This is a genomic window from Sphingomonas jaspsi DSM 18422, from assembly GCF_000585415.1.
In the GTDB taxonomy this organism is placed as follows: domain Bacteria; phylum Pseudomonadota; class Alphaproteobacteria; order Sphingomonadales; family Sphingomonadaceae; genus Sphingomicrobium; species Sphingomicrobium jaspsi.
The window spans coordinates 1,661,287-1,684,174 of the sequence record NZ_KK073876.1 but is presented as its reverse complement, the minus strand read 5'-3'; the positions used below and the strand labels follow the sequence as shown (position 1 = coordinate 1,684,174).

The window sequence follows — 22,888 nt, the reverse complement described above, 5'->3', positions numbered from 1 at the left end:
AGGACGCCCGGGACTAGTGCCCGGGCGTTTTTGCGTTCCTTGCACTTACCGATTGATGATCGCCGGATCGATCGGCTGCGATATGCCTTGGCCATAATCGGCGTAGATGTTCAGTGCGTAGTCGTGATGCTTCGCGTCCTTGTCGAGATCGTTCACGATCAGGATGCACACATTGCCGCCGAACTGCGCGCTGAAGCCGCTGTCGTTACCGCCGTTGGAGATGGTTATCGCCGAGCTGGCGGGTTCAGGATAGGAAAAGGCGACATTGTTGCCGTTGCTGTCCGTGATCGTGCCGGACAGGTTGAACGTGATGGTTGTGTCATCCGAATAGCCGTGCGTCTTCTTCATTTGCGTAAGGTCTATGTCGCCGTTCGCATCGACGACGCTGGTCGACGCCGGGATCGTCGTGCCTTGCGTATAGTTCACATTGCTGAAGGTCAGCGTGCCGTTCGAATCGATCGAACCGGTCAGTGCCACGTTGACGGCCAGGGTCATGTCGGGCTTCGTTTCGGTAAGGGTCATGTCATTGCTCCGTTCCCATCAGGCTGGCGAGCGGATAGCTGCTCGGCGCCTGAGACGAGGGCGAAAGATAATTGGCGGCCGCCCTCAACCGCGCGTCCTTTGGGATTTGCATGGATGCGAGCACCACGCCCGCCTGGGCGGCACCGGACCCGCCCGTGCCTTTGGCAGCGATCAGCCTGGCCATCACTTGGCCGAACAACAGTTCCTGGCTGGGGACCGATGGCGGCTTGGCAAACGCATGCTGGAAGTCTTGGGCCAAGCGGATACCGCCGCTTGCATCCCCGGTTCGGACGTCGATCAGCGCGGCCATCCACCGCGCCGGAGCAAGGCAATCGCTCCTCCATTTTTCGACCGTTTTGCCGGTGTCGACCAATTCCTGGCAGAGGGCTGCAGCGGAATGGTTCGCGGACCGTGCTGTTGGAAGGTCGCCGTTGACGATGGCGATCTCCGCCAGGATGTTTCGCGACTTGGCCGCCATCTCTTTCCAGAGGGCATTTTTCGAATCGCGCTGGAGCAATGCCTCCGCATCGCGATTGGCGGAACGGGCAAGGTCGAAGGCGGCGCGCGACATGCCGACGTCGAGCATCAGTTGGGCAAGCCGGCTCTGCGAAACGGTCAGCCCTTCGCGCATCTCATAGTCGTCGGGCGCCTTGGCCAGCACGAGGCGGTAAATCCCGCTTTCCGCCCGGCGGACCGCCAGCGCCTTCGGGCTGTCGCCTGCGCTACGGTATGCGTCGGCCTGCCACGCGAGCGATTGGGCAAGCTGGTAGCTCATGTCGCGATTGCCCGGCTTGTCTCCGCCCAACGCCCGCCAAACCCGCTCGGCGGCCTTGAAGTGGCCGACCGCCCCTGCCCCGTCGCCCGCCTCCATGCGCAGCACGCCAAGGTTCGTTTCCGCATAGGCGACTTCGGCCTGCCATTCGGGCTTCTTGGGATCGATCGCCACCAGCTTCCCGGCCAAGGCGCGATATTGTTCGAAGTCGCGCCGGGCCTGCGCGCGATCACCGGTCTGCCAGGCATAATATCCAACCCAGAACATGCTCTGCGCATGATCGAAATTTCGCTGCGGATCGTCGGGATCGCGGCGCAGCTGCTCCCCCGTCGTCCGCGCGGCTTCGGCAAAGGCGCGCATCGAACCGGCCATGTCGCCGCGCAGATTTCGCACTTCGCCAACGAGATTGAGCGCCTTCGAACGATGCCCCAGCTCATCGGCGCTGAGATCGGCAACGTCCTGCCGCCCGTAATAGTGAAGCGCCCGTTCCCCCACTGCGTCGAGCGCATCGAGACGTCCCACCGGTTCCAGCTTCGCCCGCAAGTCCGTCAGCATGAATTCGACGAGACTGTCGGATTGGCCGCGCTGATATTCCGCCTCGTGCCGGGCCCGAACCGCGGCGACTGCCAGTCCGCTGGTGACGGCCATGCCGGCAACCGACGCCGCCGCCAGCCATGCCAGGCGCCGCTGCCGCCGCTGCTGGTCACGCTGGACCAGTTCGTCCAGGCCCACCCCAAGCATGCCGGCAACCAGCTTGAGCTTGGCCATCCGCTTCCCGTCGCCGCTCTCGCGAAAATCGGCCGCGATCGGCTCCGATCGTTCGTCGGTCAGCTTGCCGTCGGCGTCGATCTTGAACCGAAGTGCCGGGGGGAAACATTCCTCGGCTTCTCGGCCGGGCATCGCGCTGGCGAAGGGTTCCCCATCGACGATGGCGGCGAGGATACGCTGGTCACCGTGCGCGCGCTTGAACTCGACGATTTCCTGATTTGTCCACTGCGACGACGCAGCCGACGGCGAGCAGAGCACGACAAGGAATTTCGAATTTCTGAGCGCGTCGCCAAGCCGTTCGCCAAGGTCGGACGACGCGGCCAATTCTTCCCGGTCCCTGAAAATGGGCGACAGCCGTGCGGGAATGGGACCGGCAGGCCCATCTCGTCCGACCAGTCTTGCCGGAACCCGATAGGTTTCAAGGGCATGATGGAGCCAATTGGCCCAACGCCGGTCGCGGTGGCTGTAACTTAGAAACGCCCAGAATTGCGCGACGCCACCCATGTGACCTCCCCCAAGGTACGACCAAGGTTACGCAATCTCCGCGGTTAACTTCCGTAAACCATAACGGAGCTAATAGCCAGCGGAGGCCAACGTTAGGGGGAAATGGTAGCGGAGGAGGGACTCGAACCCCCGACACGCGGATTATGATTCCGCTGCTCTAACCAGCTGAGCTACTCCGCCCCGAAAGGCTGCCCCGTCGTGGGGCGCGGAGGGGCCTATAGGGTCGTCCCCTGCCCCCGTCAACAAGCTGTAGCGACAGCGGAACAAGGGCGGCCAACCCTCGTTCAAGCGGAAACACTGGAGTGACGATCATGGAACCGCTGACCCCGCTAGAAACGCTGAGCCGCATCATCCTTCGTGCGAAGGAATATGAGGCACAGGTTCCCACCGACTATGACGGCGGCGAGGTCGCGGAAAATGTCGATGGCGAAGACGGTGAAGCGCTGTCGGTGCTCGACGACAGCATCAACACCAGCGTCGAAGAGGAGCTGATCGGCGCGCTCCAGGATCTCGCAGACGACCAGCAGGCCGAAGTGCTGGCATTCGCCTGGGTCGGCCAAGGAGTCTATGACGCATCCGACTGGGACGAGGCGATCGAAGCGGCGAGCGACGAGAGCAATATCGTCGACGAACTGATGGACATGCCGATGCTCGCATCGGTGCTCGAAGCCGGCCTCGCCGCGTTCGACCTCAGCGTCGACGGGATCGGCGACCTCAGCTAACCCCGGAATGGGAAGCGGCGGACCAAGCCCCAGGATCCGCCGAGATAGCGATAAAGCCCGATGCCCGCGATCTGCAGCGGTCGTGGCTTGAATTCGGCTTCGACCTTGCGAAGCGTGTCGCGTGCAAGGTCCGGGGTTACCTTGTTCTGGATGGTGATATGCGGTCGCCATCCCTGACGATCCTGGGCGGTAAGCATGCCGTGAAACCGATACGCGATATGCTCGCGGATGGTCGCAAGGTCCGGCGAACGGACTTTCAACGCCACACCCCTGCCGATCGAATAGGGCTGCTCAAGCAAAGCCATTGGCGCCGGACCAGCGGCGATTTCCGACAAAAGGGTTTTCAGCTCCCCTTCCGCCGACGGCGGCAGTGCATGAAACATCGTCAGATGGGCCTGCAGCACATTCCGCTCCGGCGGGAAATGCTGGCGTCGCAGTCCATCGACCATCGCGAGGTCGTCGGCTCCCAACTCTGCCGTCACGATGAGGGGAGCCGCACCTTCGTCCATGGTCAGATTTCGACCTGGCTACCGAGTTCGACGACGCGATTGGTCGGCAGCTTGAAGAATTCCATCGCGCTTTCCGCGTTGCGCAGCATCCAGGCAAAGAGCTTTTCGCGCCAGATCGCCATTCCCGGCCGCGACGAGACGAGCAAGGTCTGGCGCGACAGGAAGAAACTGGTCTTCATCGGCTGGTAGAACTTCTCCGGTTGCTGCACCGATGCCAGCGCCGCGGGAACGTCCGCCTCCTCCATGAAGCCATAATGCAGGATCACCCGGTAGAAGCCGCTGCCCATGTCGTGCAGCTCGACCCGCTTTTCCTCAGGCACGCGCGGCACATCGCCGATCTTGACCGTCAGGAGCACGTTCCGTTCGTGCAGGACCATGTTGTGCTTGAGGTTATGCAGCAGCGCCGGCGGCACTCCGTCGCGGGCACTCGTCATGTAAACCGCGGTCAGCGGCACGCGGTGCGCGCTCGTGCAGGCGGACTTGATGAAGACGTTGATCGGCATGCTGCCTTCATTGAGGCGATTGATGACCAGCTTGCGACCCGTCGCCCAGGTCGTGAGCAGGGTGAACGCGATCGCCCCGATCAGCAGCGGGAACCAGCCGCCATCGAACAGCTTCGTCAGGTTCGAGGCGAAGAACAGGCCGTCGATCAATACGAACAGTCCGATCTCGATCGCCACTGCCCACAGCGGCCACTTCCACACGCGGCGCTGCAGCACGGCCAGCATGATGGCGGTGATGAACATCGTTCCCGTGACGGCGATGCCGTACGCAGCGGCCAGGTTGGTCGATTCCCGGAAGCCGAGGACCAGCAGGATGACCAGCATCATCAGCACCCAGTTGACCGCCGGGATGTAGATTTGTCCCGCTGCCTTCTCACTGGTGTGATCGATGTGGATGCGCGGCATCAGGCCGAGCTGAACCGCTTGCCGCACGACGGAAAAGGCACCGGTGATAACGGCCTGGCTGGCAATGATGGTGGCAAGGGTGGCGAGGATCACCATTGGCAGGCGCCAACTTTCCCCGGCCATCAGATAGAAGGGATTGGCTGCCGTCTCCGGGAGCCGGAGCATGAGTGCTGCCTGCCCGAGATAATTGAGCAGCAGCGCTGGAAAGACGAGGAACAACCACGCGATGCGAATGGGATTCTTCCCGAAGTGCCCCATGTCCGCATAAAGGGCCTCGGCACCCGTCACCGCCAGCACCACCGACCCCATAGCGAGGAAGGCCGACATCGGATTGTCGGCGAAAAAGCGATAGGCCCAGATTGGGTTCAACCCCTGCAGGACGGCCGGGTTCTGCGCGATTTGGACGACGCCCAGCGTCGCAATCACCGCGAAATAGAGGAGCATGACCGGGCCAAAAAGCTTGCCGACGGTATCGGTGCCGTGACGTTGGATGGCGAACAGGCCAACCAGGATCGCGATCGCTGCCGGGATGACATAAGGGGTGAAGCTGTCGCTCACTGTGCTCAACCCTTCGACCGCAGAAAGCACCGACACGGCAGGCGTGATCATCGCGTCGCCGAAAAAGAGCGCGGTTGCCGCGATGCCGAGCAGGACCAGGCCCTTCGACCATTTGCCGCCGCCCGTCGACCGCTGGATCAACGCAAGCAGCGCCAAGCTGCCGCCCTCCCCCTTGTTGTCAGCCCGCAGGATGACGGTGACATATTTGAACGTCACGATGATCATCAGCGACCAGAACATCAGGCTGATGACGCCGAACAGGTGCAACGGATCGACCGCCAGCGGATGATGGCCGACGAACACTTCCTTCATGGCGTAGAGCGGGCTGGTGCCGATGTCGCCGAACACGACACCAGCGGCGCCGATGGTCAGCGCGGCGACGCTTCCTTGCGCATGATGGCCATCACCATGCGCTTCCGCGACCTCGTTGGCCGCCTGATTGTCGGGCATTGTGGACTACACTCCAGTTGAACGGAGGGCGCGCGTCGCGAAGGGCGAGCGTCCAGCAGTTTTGCTTAAATCTCTACTTGGCTGCCGAGTTCCACGACCCGGTTCGTCGGCAGCTTGAAAAATTCCATCGCGCTTTCGGCGTTTCGCAGCATCCAGGAAAAGAGCCGCTCGCGCCAGATGGCCATCCCCGGTCTCGACGATGCGATGAGGGTCTGGCGCGCAAGGAAGAAGCTGGTGTCCATCATCTTGCAAGCGCTGCCGACGCCTTCCATCCCCGCCAGCGCTGCAGGGACGTCGATCTCTTCCATAAACCCGTAGCGCAGGACGATGCGGTAGAAACCGTTCCCATATTCCTTGGATTCCGACCGCTTTCCGGCGCTGACATAAGGCACGTCTTCGATCTTGACCGTCAGTAGCAGAATGCGCTCGTGAAGCACCTTGTTGTGCTTCAAATTGTGGAGCAGCGCGTGGGGCACGCCGGTTACCGAACTGGTCATGAAAACCGCCGTGCCTGGAACGCGCGTTGCACTCGACGAGGCCGATTTGATGAACACTTCGATTGGCAAGGACTGTTCGTTCATGCGCGCGATCATCAGCGCACGGCCGCGGGCCCAGGTCGTCAACATCGTGAAGGCGATGAAGCCGATCAGCAGCGGGAACCAGCCGCCCACCGGAACCTTGAGCAGGTTGGCACCGAAGTAGAGCAGGTCGACGGTGAGGAAGATCGCCAGCAGCGCCGTCGCAAGAATCTTGTTCCAGTTCCACATATTGTAGAGCACGACCGCGATCAGCAGCGTATCGATGAACATCGCGCCGGTGACCGCAATTCCATAGGCGGCGGCAAGGTTCGACGACGTCTGGAAGTTCAACACCAACAGCAGAACCATCGTCAGGAGCGCCCAGTTGATCACCGGAATATAGATCTGGCCGGCGGCATGTTCGCTGGTGTGGGTGATGTGAAGGCGCGGAATGAAGCCCAGCTGGATCGCCTGCTGCGTCACCGAAAAAGCGCCCGAAATGACCGCCTGGCTGGCGATGATCGTCGCCATGGTTGCGAGGATGACCAGCGGTAGCCGCAATGCTTCGGGTGCGAGCAGGAAGAAGGGGTTCTTGACCATTTCCAGCGCGTCGGCCGGGGTCTGGGCGAGGATCATCGCCCCCTGCCCCATATAGTTGAGCAGCAGCGCGGGCAGGACGAAGAATAGCCAGCTGAACTTGATCGGCTTGCGGCCGAAGTGGCCCATGTCGGCATAAAGCGCTTCGGCACCGGTCACGGCCAGCACGACCGAGCCCATGGCGATGAAGGCCGGGATCGGGTCGTCGATGTAAAAGGCGATGGCATTCCAGGGATTGAGCATCGCGACGATCACGGCCGGATATTTGGCGATGTGAATAAGCCCAAGGACCGCAAGCGTAACAAAGTAGACCAGCATGATGGGGCCGAACATCGCCCCCACCTTGGCCGTGCCGCGCGACTGGATGCCGAACAGGCCGATGATGATCACGACGGCGAGCGGGATGACCCACGGCTCGAACGCGGTGTTCACCGTGGTCAGGCCTTCGACCGCCGAAAGCACCGAGATGGCCGGCGTGATCATGCTGTCGCCGTAAAATAGCGATGTCGCGAACACCCCGAGCAGGACGATGCCGGTGGTCCATTTGCGTTTGTCATTGCCGGTCGATCGGTTGATCAGCGCGAGCAGGGCAAGGCTGCCCCCTTCGCCCTTGTTGTCGGCCCGCATGATGATCAGCACATATTTCAGCGTCACGATGATCATCATCGACCAGAAAATGAGGCTTAGAACACCGAAGATGTGAAGGCTGTCGGGGACGAGCCGGTGGTGCCCGGCAAAGGTTTCGCGGAAAGCGTAGATCGGGGAGGTGCCGATATCGCCGAAGACGATACCGATGGCCCCCACCATCATCTTCCCCAGCGGGCCATGATGATGGCCGTGCGTCCCGGCGGCGTGGCCGTCGGTCACGTCATTCCCCTCGATGGCCTTCGCTGCAGTGGAATCCATGGTCGCCTGACTGCCAGAAACTTAAAACCGTAACGCGTCTGGACTCAAAAAGGGCCCGAGTCCGGGGCGCGCCGCCCTAGCACCCCCGCATTGGCGCTGCAATCGAGCCTGAATTGGCTGTCTACTCACCGAACAAGGCGTCGGCCTCGCCCCTTGTTGGCACGTTGCGAAGAACGAAACTGCTGTTGATGGTCACGACGCCCGGCAGGCGACCAAGCCGTTCCCGGTGCAGACGCTCATAATCGTCGAGGTCCCGGCAGAGAATTTTCAATCGGTAATCCTGGCCACCGGAGACGAGTGCACATTCGACGATGCCGGCGATCGACGCGACTTCCGCCTCGAACGCCGCCAGATCTTCCTCAACCTGCGTTCCGAGTGTGATGTCGACCAGCGCCGTGATCTTGAAGCCCAGTTTTCGCCGCGCGAGTCGAGCGGAATAGCCGTGGACAAAGCCCTTGGCCTCCAGAGCCTGGATGCGTCGCGTGCAGGCCGATTGGGATAACCCGACGGCCTCGGCAATGGCGCTTACGGGCAGCCTGGCGTTTGATGTCAGGGACTTTAAGATTCCCGCGTCAAACTTATCCATCTCGACAAAATTCCTCAATTTGGCTTCCAAAACCGTAAATTCATGCGAATGATAGCGCAGTAGCGCACAACTTTGCAAAGATTTCGCCTGATCCAATCGGGTATCAACGACGCAGAGGATTTAAGGAGAAATTAGATGCGCGTCGGTGTCCTCAAGGAAATCAAGAACCACGAATACCGGGTCGGCCTGACCCCCGCCTCGGTCGCTGAATTGGTAGCGGCCGGTCATGAGGTGTTTGTCGAGACCAATGCCGGCATGGGCATCGATTTTTCGGACAAGGCCTATCAGCAGGCGGGCGCGACGATCCTGCCGACGGCTGACGACGTGTTCGAAACGGCCGAAATGATCGTCAAGGTCAAGGAGCCGCAGCCGGTCGAAATCGCGCGCCTCCGCCCGCACCACCTGCTGTTCACCTACCTCCACCTGGCCCCCGACCCCGAACAGGCGAAAGGCCTGATTGCGTCGGGCGCGACCTGTATCGCCTATGAAACGGTCACGTCGCGGTCGGGTGCACTGCCGCTGCTGAAGCCGATGAGCGAAGTCGCCGGCCGCATGTCGGTCCAGGTCGGCGCGCACTACCTCGAAAAGGAACAAGGCGGCCGCGGCGTCCTTCTCGGCGGCGTTCCGGGCGTGGCCCCGGCCAAGGTTGCCATCCTCGGCGGCGGTGTCGCCGGCATCAACGCCGCCCAGATTGCGACCGGCCAGCGCGCCGACGTCACCATCTACGACATCAACAACGACCGCCTTGCCGAACTCGACATGCATTTCGGCAGCCAGATCAAGACCGCCTTCGCCTCTAAGGCCGCGATCGCGCAGGCGATCCAGGAAGCCGAGCTGGTCATCGGTGCGGTGCTGGTTCCCGGCGCAGCGGCACCCAAGCTCGTCACTCGCGATCAGCTCAAGACCATGAAGCGCGGTTCGGTGCTGGTCGACATCGCGATCGATCAGGGCGGCTGCTTCGAAACGTCGAAGGCGACCACCCACGACAACCCGGTCTACGAGATCGACGGCGTCATTCACTACTGCGTCGCCAATATGCCGGGTGCGGTTGCGCGGACCTCGACCTTCGCGCTTAACAACGCGACGCTGCCGTTCGCGCTGAAGCTCGCCAACCTCGGCGCCAAGAAGGCGATGGCGGAAGATCCGCACCTCGCCAACGGCCTAAACGTATCGGACGGAAAGGTCCGCCACGAAGCCGTCGCCGAGGCGCTCGGCCTCGCTTACGAGCCGGCCTGACCCTTTGTTGCTGGCGGGGGCGTAACGCTCCCGCCGGTGGCGATGACGCCCTGCTCGATGAGGGGACGCCAACTGGCGTCGGCAGGCGCGGTTCGCAGGATATCCGACCAGATTTGTCGCGCCGCCTCGGGATTGCCGGAGCGTGCCTCGGCCAGTCCGAGGAAAAAACCGGGCGCCGGGTGCCCCGGTGCCAGCTCCGCCGCGCGACGATAGGCCAGGCGGGCCGCCGGCGTGAGCGTTTGAGCATGGTCTGCCAACGCATTGCCCAGACCGATCCACAATTTGAAGTCGCCCGGATGCCGCTCGACCTGCTTGGCAAGCAACGCGGCAGCCTCACTGGGCTTTCCGCGTGCAGAGAGGGCATCGGCCATGTTGAGCCAATTGTCGCTGGGGTCGAACTGGCCGAGCAATGCCTGGCGCGCGCCGGTCAGCGGCAGCGGCGCGGGCCGTTCGGCAAATTCACGCGGGCTGCCTTCCAAGGTCGGCCGGCCTTGCAGCGCATAGCCCGCACAGCCAAACATCAGGGCTGCCGCGATCATCGTCATGATCGGGCCGCGAATGCGCGCCAGCCATAGGCCGCCCAGAATGACGAACACGAAAATCGCCAACGTCGCATAGGCCATCATGGGGACCGCCTCCGGACCAGTCGTTTGCGAAGCAACAGCGCACCCGCTGCCAGCATGACCAGCGGCGCCAGCCACAAAGGCCAGGTCTTGGGCTCGACCGGCGGATTGTAGCTAATCCAGTCGCCATAGCGCTCGATCAGGTAGGTGCGGACCTGTTCCTGCGATTGGCCGGACGCAATCCGCGTCCGCACCAGCGCGCGCATGTCGCCGGCCATTTCGGCGTTGCTATCGGAAATCGCCTGCCCCTGGCAGACCAGGCAGCGCAGTTCAGCCATGAGCTTCGACGCTTCGGCCTCCTGCGCAGGGTCGGGCAGTTGCTCATTGGCCCAGCGCGCCGCCGGCAAATCGCTGTCGGCCATGACGGGCGTCGCTGCCAGCAAGGCAAGGACAAGGACCGTAAGCCTCATTGCGCACGCTCCATTTCCTGGATCAGGCGCGGCACGTCGTCCGGTTCGATCGGTCCGATATGTTGGTATCGGATGACGCCCCGACCATCGACGACGAAGCTTTCGGGCACGCCCGCCGACCCCAAAGCCAGCTGAACGCGGCTTTCCGGGTCGCTGCCGATCCGGTCGAACGGGTCGCCGTAGCGGGTCAGGAACGCCTGAATATCGACCGAGCGGTCGCGAATGGCGATGGCGTCAATCGGGACGCCGGCTTGCTTCAAGGCTTGCAATTGCGGCGCTTCGCCGGCGCAGGGCACGCACCAACTTGCGAACAGGTTGACGATGCGCGGTTGGCCCAGAGCCAGATCGGTGGATTTCAGGCCCGGCTTGCCGGGAACGCCCGCAACCAGCGCGAAGGCGGGAAGCGGCTTGCCGATGAGCCGCGACGGCACCTTTTGATCCACTGGAACAGCAAGGCGCCATACAACTGCCGCCACGAAGAGCAGCAGGACGATCAGCGGGGCGAAGCGCAAGGCACGGCTCATCGATAGCCCTTCCTGCGCTTCGGCGTCTTGTCTGTCCGGTTCGATCGGCCTTTCCACCAGCGGCCGAGCAACGCCAGCAGGCCGCCCAGCGCGATGAACGCGCCGCCCAGCCAGATCAGGGTCACAAACGGCTTCCACCACAGCCGCAGCTGCCATTTGCCGCCCTCGCCCTCTTCACCCAGCACCAGGTAAAGCTGTCCGTTCCAGAAGGTCTCGATCCCGGCCTCATTGGTGGTGGTCGGCGGCGAGGTAAAATAGCGGCTTTGCGGATGGAGTACCGATACCCCGTTGCCGCGCGTCGCCCGCAATTCGCCTTCGATCGCGGTGTAGTTCGGGCCGACGGCCGGTCTCACGCCGCGGAATTCGATCAGCCAAGGGCCGACCTGCACCTGCTCGCCGGGCTTTGCCGCGTGGAGCACTTCGACCGTGAACGCACTGTTGCTGGCGGCGCCGATGATCGACAGCGCAACACCCAAATGCGCGATGACCATGCCCCAAGTGGCAAGTGGCGTACGCCTTAGGGATCGACCGATCAGCGGCAGGAGGCTGGCTGGAACGAGACCAAGGCCGATGGCGAGCGCCGACCGCTCGATCAGGCCGATCTGCGGCGCGAGCCAAAGGCTGATCACAAGTGCCGCAAGCGCCACCAGCAAGCCCGGCAACAGGCGGGGCAGGATCGCTGCCGAGTCCCGTCGCCAGCGCAGCTGCGGCGCGATCATCATCAGCGCGGCCATGGTCAACGCCATCGGCGTCGCGACCGCGTTGAAATAGGGCGGACCGACTGACAATTTGTCGCCGGTCAGCGCCTCTGCGATCAACGGGTAGAGCGTTCCGACGAAGACCACGCCGAGAATGACCGACAGCAGGAGATTGTTAGCGACCAAGCCGCCTTCACGGCTGACGATCTCGAACGGCGCGCCTTCCTTCACATGGGCGACGCGCAGCGCGAACAGGGTCAGCGCCGCGCCGATGTAAATCGCCAGCAGCGCCAGGATGAAGGCGCCGCGTTCCGGATCGACGGCGAAAGCATGAACCGACGTCAGGATGCCCGAGCGAACCAGGAAAGTGCCGACCATCGACATCGAAAAGGCGACCAGCGCCAGCATCATGGTCCATGCGCGAAGGCCGCCCCTCGCCGCCAGCACGTTGACGCTATGGAGAAGTGCAGTCGCCGCCAGCCAAGGCATCAGCGAGGCGTTTTCGACCGGGTCCCAGAACCACCATCCGCCCCAACCCAGTTCGTAATAGGCCCAATAGCTGCCGGCGGTGATGCCGATGGTCAGCAGGACCCACGCGCCGAGCACCCACGGCCGCATCGCACGGGCGATGTCGGGCCCGACATCGCGGCGAAGCAGTCCGGCAACTGCCAGGCTGAACGCCACCGACAGGCCGACATAGCCTAGGTAAAGGGTCGGCGGGTGGAAGGCTAAACCCGGGTCCTGCAGCAGCGGGTTCAGGCCGCGGCCATCGACCGGTGCAGAGTCCAGCCGCTCGAAAGGGTTGGACGCGAACAGCAGGAAGGCGAAGAAGCCCAGGCCCAGCGCGGCCTGCGCGCCGATGCTGGCACTCAACGTCTGGTCCGAAAGCCTGCGCTCCAACAGGGCGAGTGCCGCGCCGCTGACCGACAGGACGCTGACCCACAGCAGCATGGAGCCTTCATGATTGCCCCAGGTTCCGGCGAACTTGTACAGCCATGGCTTCTGGCTGTGGCTGTTCTCCGCCACCAGCAGCACGCTCATGTCCGAACGCAGGAACAGCAGGATCAACAGGCCGAACGCCGTCAGGGTCATGACCGCCTGCGCGATCGACACGCCGCGGATCGTCCGAACTTCACGGCCCACCGGCCCGGCGATGCCGAGCGACAGGGCCAATTGCAGCGCGGTAAGCGCCGCCGCCAGCCACAGGGCAGCAAGTCCGGCCTCCGCAATCACTTGGCGGATGCCTCCTTGGCCATTTGCGGCGGCATGTACCGCTCGTCATGCTTCGCCAGGATGGTGTCCGCGACGAATACGCCGTCGGGTCCCAGTCGCCCTTCCGCCACTGCCCCATTGCCTTCTTTGAACAGGTCGGGAGTGATGCCGCGAAACAGCACCGGCGTTTCCTTCTTGGTGTCGCTGACTTTGAAACGGATGGTCAGGCCGTCGGGATCGCGCGCCAGTGAACCTTTGACGACCATTCCGCCCAGTCGGAGCGCAGCACCGTCACGCCCCTTGCCCGCCGCAATGTCGCTGGGGGTGACGAAATAGGCTGCGCGGTCCTGCAATCCCCACATCGCCAGGAGCACGGCCCCGATCAGCGCGACCAGGGCAAGGCTGACGAGGATCAACCGCTGATGCTTTGCCTTGACCATCAGCGGCGCTTCACCGCGTCGGACGCGGCTTCCGCCCTGCGCATCGACAGCCAACTCCATATCGTCAGCCCGCCGGTGGCCAGCAATGTGACGGCATAAGCGGCCGTGACAAACGCCCAATGGTTCATTCGACGGCACTCCTGCGCAGTCTGGCTTCAAGCCGTGTCCGCGCAAGCTCGCCGCGCATCCGCATCAGGACGAGCGCGGCGAACAGCGCCGTAAACCCGATCATGGTGAACGGCAGCGGCCAAAGTAGTTCGGGCGCGATCTTCGATCCGGTGAGGCTGATGGATTGGGCCTGATGGAGGGTATTCCACCACAGCACCGAATAATGGATGATCGGCAGGTTGACCGCGCCGACCAATCCGAAAATGGCGGTCATGCGTCCCTCCCCACCCCGCTCTCGTTCGGCCGATGCCAGCGCGATGTAGCCCAGGTAGAGAAAGAACAGGACGAGCATAGAGGTCAGCCGCCCGTCCCATTCCCACCAGGTTCCCCATGCCGGGCGGCCCCAGATCGAGCCCGTTGCGAGACAAATGGCGGCAAAGGTCGCGCCCGCCGGTGCAACGGCACGTCCGGCGACCGCCGCCAGCGGGTGCCGCCAGACCAGTTGGCTGATCGACGCTGCGGCGATCGATCCCCAGCCCGCCATGCCAAGCCAGGCGGCCGGCACATGGATGTAGAGGATACGGGCCGTGTCACCCTGCAGATAATCCGGGGGCGTGACGAACAGGCCGCTGTAACAGCCCACCGCGATCAACAGCGCACCAATGCTTAGCAGCCAGCCGGTTGCCGGGCGGGCGAACTTCAGGAAACGGGCGGGATTGGCGTAACCGTGCATACTGATGCAACAGCCCTAGCCGAGGCCTGCGCCCGCTTCAATCGACCTTCATCGATATTGGCTAAACCGGCTTAGCCGCGGCCGATCAGCTGCTGCGCCATGGCGTCGGCCACCGCCGCCGGGTCGCGCCCGCTGGCGGCGCTTTCCGCCCAGATATTTTCCAGCCGTGCGGGGATCGCTTCGATCCGCTGACGCACCAGTTCCGGTCCACCGTCCCGGACATATTCGGTCGACACATTAATGATGCCGCCGGCATTGATGACATAGTCCGGCGCATAAAGAATGCCGCGCGCCTGCAGGCGACGGCCGTCTTCTTGCGTCTTCAGCTGGTTGTTGGCGCCGCCGGCGACGATCGGCGCCTTGAGGGCCGCAATCGTCTCCTCGGTCAGAATGGCGCCGAGCGCACAGGGGCTGACCACGTCGGCCTCAAGGCCGAGAATGTCGGTCGGGTCGACGACCGTGCCGCCCGTTTCCGCGGCGAGGGCCGCAGCCCGCGTCGCATCCACGTCTGCGATCGACAGCCTGGCGCCTTCCGCAGCGGCATGGCGCGCTACGCCGCCTGCAACGCTGCCGGCGCCCTGAAGGGCGAGATGAAGCCCCGACAGGCTGTCCTTGCCCAGCGCCCGCTTGACCGCCGCCTTGATGCCGAGGAACACCCCAAGCGAGGTATGCGGCCCGGGATCGCCACCCACAGCACCCCCTTCGACCGGGAGGCCCGCGACATATTTCGTTTGGCCGGCGATCGTCATCATGTCCTTGACGCTCATTCCGACGTCTTCGGCGGTGACATAGTTGCCGCCGAGGCGATCGATCGCCTTGCCGAACGCCGCGACCATGGCGTCGGTCTTCGTCCGGTTTCCATCGGCGAGGATGACCGCCTTGCCGCCGCCGAGCGGCAGTCCCGCCATGGCATTCTTATAACTCATCCCCCGGGACAGGCGCAGCGCGTCCGTCAGTGCATCGGCATCGTCGGCATAATGCCAGAACCGCGTTCCGCCAGCCGCCGGACCAAGGTGGGTCGAATGCATCGCGATGATCGCGCGAAGGCCGGTGGCTTCGTCGGTGACAAAGTGAAGCGCTTCGTGCGCGTCGAAGTCGGGGTAGCCCCAGGGAGTGTTCATGGATCGCCTAACTGCCTGCCCGGCCTGGACAAAAACCCGTCCGGCCAAGGGAAAATGGGGCGATCGACGGGACTTGAACCCGCGACCCTCGGTACCACAAACCGATGCTCTAACCAACTGAGCTACGATCGCCGTGAAATGCCTTGGATGGCTTGGCCGCGCTCCTTAAGGTCGACTTTTCCAATATGCAAGCGATGGTGGACGAATGGACCAGGTCAACGCCACGATCATGAAATTCGGCTACCCGGAAACGAGGCTAAGGGATTATCGCCATTGGTTGTTGATGCTCCGGCCCACCCAAGTCACCGCCGGATCGCTGGTGCTCGCCGCCAAGTCCGATGCGCGGGCGTTCGGCGACCTGCCTGCGGGCGCCCATGCTGAGCTCGGCATCATCACCCACGACCTCGAACAAATGTTGCGACGCGCGGTGGCATACCAGCGGATCAATTACCTAATGCTGATGATGGTCGATCCGCACGTCCACTTCCACATCTTTCCGCGCTACGAAGGTGAGCGCACGGTAGCGGGTGTCAGCATGGCGGATACCGCATGGCCAGGACCGCCGGACCTCAAGTCGGGCCAGGCTCTCACGCAAGACCAAATCATCTCGATGGTCGCGGCGCTGAAGGAGCCATCATTGTGGTCGCCAGGAAATTAACCTTTTTAATATAGGTTGCGCAAAATTTCAGGCCGCCGCATCTCTCGATCGGGGAGATGACAATGACGACTCGACACGTCCGTTCTTTGGGCGAAAACGGGGTCGCGCTTCGGGAGCGGCTAATTGAAGCCGGGCTGGAGCCGCGGCTCGCCGACATTCTGGATTCGATGCCGCACAGGCTCGTTCACGTGGAACCGCGAAGGCCGTTTCGCGAAGCCGGTGTTGCGCGCGACGAGGTGATGTTCGTCCGCAGCGGCCTGCTCGCCAAGTTCAAAGCCGACAGTAGCGGAAAGCGGCAGATCGTCGCGCTCCGTTTCCCGGGCGACGGCATCCTGCCGCGGGAAGGGACCACCGATTATGGCGTGCAGGCGATCGTGCGCAGCGAGGTCATGGTCGGCAAGGCCAGCGACTTCGATCCGCTGGTCGATGCAAATCCGGAACTGGCCCGCTTTTTCTGGAAACTGGTCCAGCGCCACAACAGCATCGGGTACGAATGGTTGGTGAATACCGGGCGTCGCGACTCTACCGCGAGGGTTGCCCACCTGCTGTGCGAGACGGCAACCCGGATGAACCTCGACATCGACCATGAATCGATGGTCAACCCGTTCACGCAGCAGCATATCGCAGACATCACTGGCCAGACATCGGTCAACGTCAATCGCGTGATGGCTGAACTCGAACGGCTTGGAATGATTGTACGCAACGGTCGCGAGATCGCGTTCACGGACTGGAACGAACTCCGCCGGCTCGCCCAATTCCAACCCGACTATCTTGGATAGCAAACGGGCCGCACGTCAGCGATCGACATGCGGCCCGTTGGAAAATGGTGGGCGCGACAGGGATTGAACCTGTGACCCCACCCGTGTGAAGGGTGTGCTCTACCGCTGAGCTACGCGCCCGGAAAACCGGTCCGGGGCCATTAGGCGAGCGTTATGGCGGTGTCCAGCCCCACCGCATCCTCGTGCCGGACTTTTATTGGACGGCGTCTTTCAGGACCTTGCCGGGCCGGAACTTGGGCTGCGAAGTCGCCTTGATCTGCATCGGCTCGCCCGTACGCGGGTTGCGCCCCGTCGAAGCCTTGCGCCGCGTTACCGAGAAATTGCCGAAGCCGACCAGGCGAACCTCATCCCCGCGCTTCAGCGCCGACGTGACGACCTCGAGCATCGTCTCGATCGCCCGGCTGGCATCGTTGCGCGACAGCCCGGCGCGATCCGCGACGTGGCCGATGAGTTCCTGCTTGTTCATCGCTTATGGGCTCCCGCATCAGCATCGCGAGACTCGGCTCGCATGGAAAGGAAAGGCGCTTTTAACCCAATTCCAGCGCCATGAGTCAAAGTGATCGACGAAAGGTTAGTGGCGGACGGTGGGCGATCCCGGTGCGACCTGCGGAGCGATAGCCGGTTCGGTCGCCTGTTCGTCCGCATCGGTCCATTCGATCGGTTCGATCGCCTGCGCCAATGCTCGCACCAGCACTTCGTCGACATGCTTGACCGGCACGATCTCCAGCCCTTCGCGGATCGACGCCGGGATGTCGGCCAGATCCTTCTCGTTTTCAGCCGGAATGAGCACGGTCTTAATCCCGCCGCGAAGCGCCGCGAGCAGCTTTTCTTTCAGCCCGCCGATCGGGAGCACCCTCCCCCTCAGCGTGACTTCGCCGGTCATAGCGACATCGCGGCGCACCGGGATGCCGGTCAGCGTCGAAATCATCGCCGTGACCATGCCGATGCCGGCGGACGGCCCGTCCTTGGGCACTGCACCTTCGGGCAAATGGACGTGAATGTCCTTGCGCGCGAACAGCGACGGCTTGACGCCGTATGACGGCGAGCGCGCCTTTACCAGGCTCATCGCGGTCTGGATCGACTCCTGCATCACTTCGCCGAGCTTGCCGGTCGTCTTGATCTGGCCCTTGCCCGGGACAGTCACGGCTTCGATGGTCAGTAGTTCGCCGCCGACTTCGGTCCAGGCGAGGCCGGTGACCGCGCCGACCTGGTCCTCTTCCTCGCCCATGCCGTGGCGGAACCGCCGCACGCCGAGGAATTCGGCGACATTGTCCGCCGTCAGTTCGACCTTGTCGACCTTATGCTCGAGGATCCGGCGAAGCGACTTGCGCGCGACCTTTGCCAGTTCGCGCTCCAGCGTACGCACGCCAGCCTCGCGGGTGTAGTGGCGGATGACGGTGCGCAACCCCTCGTCGGTGAAGGTAAGCTCGTCATCCTTCAGGCCGTGCGCCTCCATCTGCTTCGGGATGAGGTGGCGCTTCGAAATCTCGACCTTCTCATCCTCGGTGTAGCCTTCGAGCCGGATGATCTCCATGCGGTCGAGCAGCGGTTGCGGCATGTCGAGCGAATTGGCGGTCGTTACGAACATGACGTCGCTCAGGTCATAGTCGAGTTCGAGGTAATGATCCTGGAACTTGCTGTTTTGTTCGGGGTCCAGCACCTCGAGCAGCGCCGATGCCGGATCGCCGCGGAAGTCCTGGCCGAGCTTGTCGATTTCGTCGAGCAGGAACAGCGGATTGCTCGTTCCCGCTTTCTTCAGGTTCGACATGATCTTGCCCGGCAGCGAGCCAATGTAGGTCCGCCGATGGCCTCGGATCTCCGCCTCATCGCGCACGCCGCCCAGTGACTGGCGCACGAATTCGCGACCCGTCGCTCGCGCGATCGAGCGGCCGAGAGAGGTCTTGCCGACACCCGGCGGGCCGACGAGGCACAGGATGGGCCCCTTCAGCCGGTTGGTGCGCGCCTGAACGGCGAGATATTCGATGATTCGATCCTTGACTTTCTCAAGGCCGTAATGGTCCTCGTCGAGCACCGCCTGCGCCTCTTCGATATCGCGCTTCAGGCGGCTCTTCTTGCCCCACGGCAGGCCGAGGAGCACGTCGAGGTAATTGCGGGCCACGGTCGCTTCGGCCGACATCGGAGCCATCGCGCGCAGCTTCTTGAGCTCGGCATTGGCCTTGGCCTTGGCTTCCTTGCTGAGCCGCGTTTTGCGGATCTTGGCGGCCAGCTCGTTGAGCTCGTCGCCGCCATCCTCGCCTTCATTGCCGAGTTCGCGCTGGATCGCCTTCAACTGTTCGTTGAGGTAATATTCGCGCTGCGTCTTCTCCATCTGCCGCTTCACGCGGCTGCGGATCTTCTTTTCGACCTGCAGGACGCCTAGCTCGCCCTCCATGAAGGCGAACACCATTTCCAGGCGGCGTGCGGGATTGAGTTCGCCGAGCAGCGCCTGCTTGTCGCTGACCTTGACCGACAGGTTGGATGCGACCGCGTCCGCCAGGATCGACGCGTCCTCGATCTCGCCAAGTTGCATGGCGGTTTCGGCCGGCAGGCGCTTGTTGAGCTTGGCGTAATTTTCGAACTGGTCGATGACCGAGCGCATCAGTGCGGTCGCCTCGACATCGTCCGACGCCTCTTCGTCGACCATTTCGACTTCAGCGGCCTGGTATCCGTCCGCATCGACGAGATTGACCAGTCGCGCGCGCTGTGCACCTTCCACCAGCACGCGAACGGTGCCGTCGGGCAGTTTGAGCAGCTGCATGGCCGTCGCGACGACGCCAAGGTCGTACATCGCGTCCCGATCGGGCTCGTCCTCGGACGGATCGAGTTGCGCGACGAGGAACAGCTGCTTGTCGGCCTTCATCGCCGCTTCGAGCGCCGCCACCGACTTTTCGCGCCCTACGAACAACGGAACGATGCGATGCGGGAAAACGACAATGTCGCGCAGGGGAAGGATCGGGAGGGTCAGTGTCATGAGGTCCATATGGGACCGTCGCAACCGCGTTGCAACACGCGCCGCCCGGGCAAAGCGGGTCTAAAGCCCGGGTAGCAGACCGGGATAGGCGACAGTAAGCGCGGGGACCAGGTTCTGCAGCCCATGCGTCGCGGCGACGACGACGATCGCGGTGCCGAAACTGCGCTGGCGCCATACGACGTAGAGCGTCGAGAAGATGAGGAAAGGCCACCAGATGGTGAGGCCCCAGGCAGCAGCTTCGAGCGAATGGGCGACGCCCCAGCCGATGGCACTCGCCAGGACCGCCAGGTCGTCGCGCATGACCATCCGGAACAAGGTGATGAACCCGGCCATGATGAAGGTCTCGACAACCGGCGCGAACACGACCAACGCGAACAGCGCGGTCCCGCCCTGCATGGGGAATTTGGGCGTTTCCAACGCCGGGCCGATATTCTGAACCAGCGAGGCAAGCAACAGGCTGCCACCGATGCTAAGCACATAGGCCAGCGGGATCGCCAGCCACGCCCGCCGCGGTTCGCGGATCGGCTTCGGGAATATCCGCAGCAAGCTGTCGTCAAAGAGCCGGTGCGGCTCGCTCGGAGCAGACTCCATTTAGGCGGCGTCGCCGCCCGAGGAGGCCGTCTTTTCCTTCTTGGAATAGACGCGGACCGGTTCCTTCGATCCGCCGACCACATCCTTGTCGACATGGACTTCGTCGACGCCCTCCATCGAAGGCAGGTCGAACATGGTGTCGAGCAGGATGCCTTCCAGGATCGAGCGAAGGCCGCGCGCGCCGGTTTTGCGTTCGATCGCCTTCTTGGCCACCGCCGCCAGCGCGTCGTCGCTGAACTTCAGCTCGACATCCTCCATGTCGAACAGTTTCTGATACTGCTTGACCAGGGCGTTCTTCGGCTCGACCAGAATCTTGACCAGCGCGGTTTCATCGAGGTCTTCCAAGGTTGCGATGACCGGCATACGGCCGATGAATTCGGGGATGAGGCCGAACTTCATCAGATCTTCCGGCTCGGTCGATTTCAGCACGGCACCGGTGCGACGTTCTTCAGGCGCCGCGACATGCGCGCCGAAGCCGATCGACTTGCCCTGCAGGCGATCGCCGATGATCTTCTCGAGGCCTGCAAAGGCGCCGCCGCAAATGAACAGGATATTGGTGGTGTCGACCTGAAGGAATTCCTGCTGCGGATGCTTGCGGCCGCCTTGCGGCGGGACGGAAGCCGTAGTGCCTTCCATCAGTTTCAGCAGGGCCTGCTGCACGCCTTCGCCCGATACGTCGCGGGTGATCGACGGATTGTCGCTCTTGCGAGAGATCTTGTCGATTTCGTCGATGTAGACGATGCCGCGCTGGGCCTTTTCGACATTATAGTCGCTGGCCTGCAGCAGCTTCAGGATGATGTTTTCGACATCCTCGCCGACGTAACCGGCTTCGGTCAGCGTCGTGGCGTCGGCCATGGTGAACGGCACGTCGAGGATGCGCGCCAGCGTCTGCGCCAGCAACGTCTTGCCGCAACCGGTCGGGCCGATCAGCAGGATGTTCGACTTGGCCAACTCGACGTCACCGGCGCCCTTCTGGCCGTGCGACAGGCGCTTGTAATGGTTGTGGACGGCCACCGACAGGACGCGCTTGGCGCGCTGCTGGCCGATCACATAATCGTCGAGGACGCTGTAGATCTCGCTCGGCGTCGGCACGCCGTCGCGGCTCTTAACCAGCGACGACTTGGTTTCCTCGCGGATGATGTCGTTGCACAGTTCGACGCATTCGTCGCAGATGAAGACGGTCGGGCCGGCGATGAGCTTGCGCACCTCATGCTGCGACTTGCCACAGAAGCTGCAGTAAAGCGTGCTCTTGCTGTCGCCGCCACCTTGGAGCTTGGTCATATATGTCCTTGTCTTCACCTTCACAGGCCGCAGGGCGACCGGCGGGCCATGCTAACCCGCTTTTCCATACAATCAAACTACCAAAGGCAGTTAACGACCGCTCCGTTGCGAACCGGTCACTTGGCGCAATATGGCGGTCACGTCTGGCTCCCACAAGGGTCGCATCAGCCGAATAGCGTCGTGAGCCAATAAAAGGCGGCAGCGACGACCGCCGAGCATGGAATGGTGATGATCCACGCCATCACCACGCTTTGCGCCACTCCCCACCGCACGGCCGAAGCGCGCCGCGCCACGCCTGCGCCGATCACCGCGCCCGTTATGGTGTGGGTGGTCGAGACGGGGATGCCGGCGGCGCTGGCCCCGAACAACATGATCGATCCGCCGGTCGACGCCGCGAAACCCTGGTGCTGCGAAAGCTTGGTGATGCGGCTGCCCATCGTTTCGATGATCTTCCAGCCGCCGGTCAGCGTGCCCAGACCTATGGCGACGTAGCAACTGAGCGCTACCCAGTGCGGAACAGCGAATTCGCCGTGCAGGTAGCCGGTCGAATAAAGCAGGACCGTGATGATCCCCATGGTCTTTTGCGCATCGTTGAGGCCGTGACCGGTCGAATAGGCCGCAGCCGACACGAGGTGAAGGGCCTTAAAGGTGCGTTCTGCGCCGCGCGCCGATTCTCTGATCGCGAACCAACTGCTCACCAACATAACCAGCATCGCGACCGTCATGCCGATCAGGGGCGCAAGCGGGATGAACAACAGCGTCTTGCTCAAGCCGCTCCACTGGATGCCATCGAGACCTGCCTTTGCCAGCCCGGCGCCGACGATGCCGCCGACCAGCGCATGGCTGGACGATGAGGGTATGCCCTTCAGCCACGTCACCACATTCCAGAACATCGCCCCGACCAGCGCGCCGAACACGACCGCCGGCGTGACAAGGTCCTTGTCGATCAGGCCTTTGCCGATCGTATCCGCAACCTTGTGCAGGGTCGGGAACCACAGCATCAGGAAATAGGCCGCGAAGTTGAAGAATGCAGCGAAGGCGACGGCCTGCACGGGGCCCAACAGCTTCGTCGCGACCACCGTGGCAATCGAATTGGCGGCGTCGTGGAGGCCGTTCAGGAAGTCGAACGCCAGCGCCAGAACGACTAGTCCGACCAATAGCGGAAAGGCGAGTTCATGCATGG

At 63.0% G+C, this 22,888-nt stretch carries 23 protein-coding genes and 3 tRNA genes; 4 read left to right on the top strand and 22 right to left on the bottom strand.

Annotated features, from left to right (window positions below):
- Positions 1 to 45: 45 nt before the first annotated feature.
- The 3 genes from G570_RS08695 to G570_RS08685 all read right to left on the bottom strand — a co-directional run bounded on the left by G570_RS08695 (position 46) and on the right by G570_RS08685 (position 2,746).
- Positions 46 to 522 carry a hypothetical protein gene (locus G570_RS08695; RefSeq protein ID WP_037501280.1) on the bottom strand — a complete coding sequence of 159 codons (477 nt, stop codon included), beginning with the start codon at positions 520 to 522 and terminating at the stop codon, positions 46 to 48.
- Position 523: 1 nt separating this feature from the next.
- The gene (locus G570_RS08690) at positions 524 to 2,566 is read right to left on the bottom strand and encodes a toll/interleukin-1 receptor domain-containing protein (RefSeq protein WP_084607630.1); all 2,043 of its coding nucleotides are present in this window, start codon (positions 2,564 to 2,566) and stop codon (positions 524 to 526) included.
- A gap of 103 nt (positions 2,567 to 2,669) precedes the next feature.
- Positions 2,670 to 2,746 (bottom strand) — tRNA-Met (locus G570_RS08685).
- 131 nt (positions 2,747 to 2,877) lie between these two features.
- Here G570_RS08685 and G570_RS08680 point away from each other — a divergent pair.
- Positions 2,878 to 3,288, top strand: coding sequence for a DUF3775 domain-containing protein (locus tag G570_RS08680; protein WP_037504025.1), 411 nt, complete (start codon positions 2,878 to 2,880; stop codon positions 3,286 to 3,288).
- Here G570_RS08680 and G570_RS08675 read toward each other — a convergent pair.
- From G570_RS08675 to G570_RS08660, 4 genes are all read right to left on the bottom strand, one after another.
- Positions 3,285 to 3,797, bottom strand: a complete 513-nt coding sequence (locus G570_RS08675; RefSeq protein ID WP_037501277.1) for a 2'-5' RNA ligase family protein — start codon at positions 3,795 to 3,797, stop codon at positions 3,285 to 3,287. The two genes, G570_RS08680 and G570_RS08675, sit on opposite strands and share 4 nt — an antisense overlap.
- Before the next feature lie 2 nt (positions 3,798 to 3,799).
- Positions 3,800 to 5,713 (bottom strand): potassium transporter Kup, encoded by a 1,914-nt coding sequence (locus tag G570_RS08670; protein ID WP_051504211.1) that lies wholly within the window; start codon positions 5,711 to 5,713, stop codon positions 3,800 to 3,802.
- A gap of 65 nt (positions 5,714 to 5,778) precedes the next feature.
- Complete coding sequence (locus G570_RS08665) at positions 5,779 to 7,734, bottom strand: potassium transporter Kup (RefSeq protein WP_037501274.1); 1,956 nt, start codon at positions 7,732 to 7,734, stop codon at positions 5,779 to 5,781.
- 121 nt (positions 7,735 to 7,855) lie between these two features.
- Positions 7,856 to 8,416 carry an Lrp/AsnC family transcriptional regulator gene (locus tag G570_RS08660; protein WP_245600273.1) on the bottom strand — a complete coding sequence of 187 codons (561 nt, stop codon included), beginning with the start codon at positions 8,414 to 8,416 and terminating at the stop codon, positions 7,856 to 7,858.
- A gap of 39 nt (positions 8,417 to 8,455) precedes the next feature.
- On the opposite strand from G570_RS08660, the gene ald reads away from it, so the two are divergent.
- On the top strand, positions 8,456 to 9,556 hold the full coding sequence (gene ald / locus G570_RS08655; protein WP_037501252.1) for an alanine dehydrogenase: 1,101 nt from the start codon (positions 8,456 to 8,458) through the stop codon (positions 9,554 to 9,556).
- On the opposite strand, the gene G570_RS08650 is transcribed toward ald, so the two are convergent.
- From G570_RS08650 to G570_RS08615, 9 genes are all read right to left on the bottom strand, one after another.
- Positions 9,541 to 10,182, bottom strand: coding sequence for a tetratricopeptide repeat protein (locus G570_RS08650; protein ID WP_051504209.1), 642 nt, complete (start codon positions 10,180 to 10,182; stop codon positions 9,541 to 9,543). The genes ald and G570_RS08650 overlap by 16 nt on opposite strands.
- The gene (locus G570_RS08645) at positions 10,179 to 10,589 is read right to left on the bottom strand and encodes a cytochrome c-type biogenesis protein (protein WP_037501249.1); all 411 of its coding nucleotides are present in this window, start codon (positions 10,587 to 10,589) and stop codon (positions 10,179 to 10,181) included. Before G570_RS08645 ends, G570_RS08650 begins: the two co-directional genes overlap by 4 nt.
- Positions 10,586 to 11,113, bottom strand: coding sequence for a redoxin family protein (locus tag G570_RS08640; protein ID WP_037501247.1), 528 nt, complete (start codon positions 11,111 to 11,113; stop codon positions 10,586 to 10,588). Before G570_RS08640 ends, G570_RS08645 begins: the two co-directional genes overlap by 4 nt.
- Entirely contained in the window at positions 11,110 to 13,044 is a 1,935-nt protein-coding gene (locus G570_RS08635; protein WP_051504208.1) for a heme lyase CcmF/NrfE family subunit, read from the bottom strand. Before G570_RS08635 ends, G570_RS08640 begins: the two co-directional genes overlap by 4 nt.
- The gene (gene ccmE, locus G570_RS08630; protein WP_174377468.1) at positions 13,041 to 13,463 is read right to left on the bottom strand and encodes a cytochrome c maturation protein CcmE; all 423 of its coding nucleotides are present in this window, start codon (positions 13,461 to 13,463) and stop codon (positions 13,041 to 13,043) included. The genes G570_RS08635 and ccmE overlap by 4 nt, the downstream gene beginning before the upstream one ends.
- Positions 13,463 to 13,591, bottom strand: a complete 129-nt coding sequence (locus G570_RS13435; RefSeq protein WP_084607629.1) for a heme exporter protein CcmD — start codon at positions 13,589 to 13,591, stop codon at positions 13,463 to 13,465. Before G570_RS13435 ends, ccmE begins: the two co-directional genes overlap by 1 nt.
- Complete coding sequence (gene ccmC, locus G570_RS08625) at positions 13,588 to 14,304, bottom strand: heme ABC transporter permease CcmC (protein ID WP_037501244.1); 717 nt, start codon at positions 14,302 to 14,304, stop codon at positions 13,588 to 13,590. Before ccmC ends, G570_RS13435 begins: the two co-directional genes overlap by 4 nt.
- 71 nt (positions 14,305 to 14,375) lie before the next feature.
- A complete protein-coding gene (locus tag G570_RS08620; protein WP_037501241.1) occupies positions 14,376 to 15,425 on the bottom strand; it encodes a Glu/Leu/Phe/Val family dehydrogenase in 1,050 nt (349 codons plus the stop codon).
- Positions 15,426 to 15,480: 55 nt separating this feature from the next.
- Positions 15,481 to 15,557, bottom strand: a tRNA-His gene (locus G570_RS08615).
- 73 nt (positions 15,558 to 15,630) lie between these two features.
- On the opposite strand from G570_RS08615, the gene G570_RS08610 reads away from it, so the two are divergent.
- Both G570_RS08610 and G570_RS08605 read left to right on the top strand, forming a co-directional pair.
- Entirely contained in the window at positions 15,631 to 16,083 is a 453-nt protein-coding gene (locus tag G570_RS08610) for an HIT family protein (RefSeq protein WP_037501238.1), read from the top strand.
- Positions 16,084 to 16,145: 62 nt separating this feature from the next.
- Positions 16,146 to 16,862: a Crp/Fnr family transcriptional regulator gene (locus tag G570_RS08605; protein WP_169731747.1), complete on the top strand. Its 717-nt coding sequence runs from the start codon at positions 16,146 to 16,148 to the stop codon at positions 16,860 to 16,862.
- A 45-nt stretch (positions 16,863 to 16,907) separates the two neighbouring features.
- Here the strand turns inward: G570_RS08605 and G570_RS08600 are convergent.
- From G570_RS08600 to G570_RS08575, 6 genes are all read right to left on the bottom strand, one after another.
- A tRNA-Val gene (locus tag G570_RS08600) sits at positions 16,908 to 16,982 on the bottom strand.
- 73 nt (positions 16,983 to 17,055) lie between these two features.
- On the bottom strand, positions 17,056 to 17,328 hold the full coding sequence (locus tag G570_RS08595) for an HU family DNA-binding protein (protein WP_037501231.1): 273 nt from the start codon (positions 17,326 to 17,328) through the stop codon (positions 17,056 to 17,058).
- A gap of 105 nt (positions 17,329 to 17,433) precedes the next feature.
- Positions 17,434 to 19,833: an endopeptidase La gene (lon, locus tag G570_RS08590; RefSeq protein WP_037504020.1), complete on the bottom strand. Its 2,400-nt coding sequence runs from the start codon at positions 19,831 to 19,833 to the stop codon at positions 17,434 to 17,436.
- A 60-nt stretch (positions 19,834 to 19,893) separates the two neighbouring features.
- Positions 19,894 to 20,424, bottom strand: coding sequence for a hypothetical protein (locus tag G570_RS08585; protein WP_037501228.1), 531 nt, complete (start codon positions 20,422 to 20,424; stop codon positions 19,894 to 19,896).
- A complete protein-coding gene (gene clpX / locus G570_RS08580; protein WP_037501226.1) occupies positions 20,425 to 21,705 on the bottom strand; it encodes an ATP-dependent Clp protease ATP-binding subunit ClpX in 1,281 nt (426 codons plus the stop codon).
- 164 nt (positions 21,706 to 21,869) lie between these two features.
- Complete coding sequence (locus G570_RS08575; RefSeq protein ID WP_037501224.1) at positions 21,870 to 22,886, bottom strand: inorganic phosphate transporter; 1,017 nt, start codon at positions 22,884 to 22,886, stop codon at positions 21,870 to 21,872.
- Positions 22,887 to 22,888 lie beyond the last annotated feature (2 nt).

Coding starts and splice junctions, on each gene's coding strand:
- G570_RS08695 (WP_037501280.1), bottom strand. CDS start 522: ATGACCCTTACCGAAACGAAGCCCGACATGACCCTGGCCGTCAACGTG.
- G570_RS08690 (WP_084607630.1), bottom strand. CDS start 2,566: ATGGGTGGCGTCGCGCAATTCTGGGCGTTTCTAAGTTACAGCCACCGC.
- G570_RS08680 (WP_037504025.1), top strand. CDS start 2,878: ATGGAACCGCTGACCCCGCTAGAAACGCTGAGCCGCATCATCCTTCGT.
- G570_RS08675 (WP_037501277.1), bottom strand. CDS start 3,797: ATGGACGAAGGTGCGGCTCCCCTCATCGTGACGGCAGAGTTGGGAGCC.
- G570_RS08670 (WP_051504211.1), bottom strand. CDS start 5,713: ATGCCCGACAATCAGGCGGCCAACGAGGTCGCGGAAGCGCATGGTGAT.
- G570_RS08665 (WP_037501274.1), bottom strand. CDS start 7,734: ATGGATTCCACTGCAGCGAAGGCCATCGAGGGGAATGACGTGACCGAC.
- ald (WP_037501252.1), top strand. CDS start 8,456: ATGCGCGTCGGTGTCCTCAAGGAAATCAAGAACCACGAATACCGGGTC.
- G570_RS08650 (WP_051504209.1), bottom strand. CDS start 10,182: ATGATGGCCTATGCGACGTTGGCGATTTTCGTGTTCGTCATTCTGGGC.
- G570_RS08645 (WP_037501249.1), bottom strand. CDS start 10,589: ATGAGGCTTACGGTCCTTGTCCTTGCCTTGCTGGCAGCGACGCCCGTC.
- G570_RS08640 (WP_037501247.1), bottom strand. CDS start 11,113: ATGAGCCGTGCCTTGCGCTTCGCCCCGCTGATCGTCCTGCTGCTCTTC.
- ccmE (WP_174377468.1), bottom strand. CDS start 13,463: ATGGTCAAGGCAAAGCATCAGCGGTTGATCCTCGTCAGCCTTGCCCTG.
- G570_RS13435 (WP_084607629.1), bottom strand. CDS start 13,591: ATGAACCATTGGGCGTTTGTCACGGCCGCTTATGCCGTCACATTGCTG.
- ccmC (WP_037501244.1), bottom strand. CDS start 14,304: ATGCACGGTTACGCCAATCCCGCCCGTTTCCTGAAGTTCGCCCGCCCG.
- G570_RS08620 (WP_037501241.1), bottom strand. CDS start 15,425: ATGAACACTCCCTGGGGCTACCCCGACTTCGACGCGCACGAAGCGCTT.
- G570_RS08610 (WP_037501238.1), top strand. CDS start 15,631: ATGGACCAGGTCAACGCCACGATCATGAAATTCGGCTACCCGGAAACG.
- G570_RS08605 (WP_169731747.1), top strand. CDS start 16,146: ATGACGACTCGACACGTCCGTTCTTTGGGCGAAAACGGGGTCGCGCTT.
- G570_RS08595 (WP_037501231.1), bottom strand. CDS start 17,328: ATGAACAAGCAGGAACTCATCGGCCACGTCGCGGATCGCGCCGGGCTG.
- lon (WP_037504020.1), bottom strand. CDS start 19,833: ATGACACTGACCCTCCCGATCCTTCCCCTGCGCGACATTGTCGTTTTC.
- G570_RS08585 (WP_037501228.1), bottom strand. CDS start 20,424: ATGGAGTCTGCTCCGAGCGAGCCGCACCGGCTCTTTGACGACAGCTTG.
- clpX (WP_037501226.1), bottom strand. CDS start 21,705: ATGACCAAGCTCCAAGGTGGCGGCGACAGCAAGAGCACGCTTTACTGC.
- G570_RS08575 (WP_037501224.1), bottom strand. CDS start 22,886: ATGCATGAACTCGCCTTTCCGCTATTGGTCGGACTAGTCGTTCTGGCG.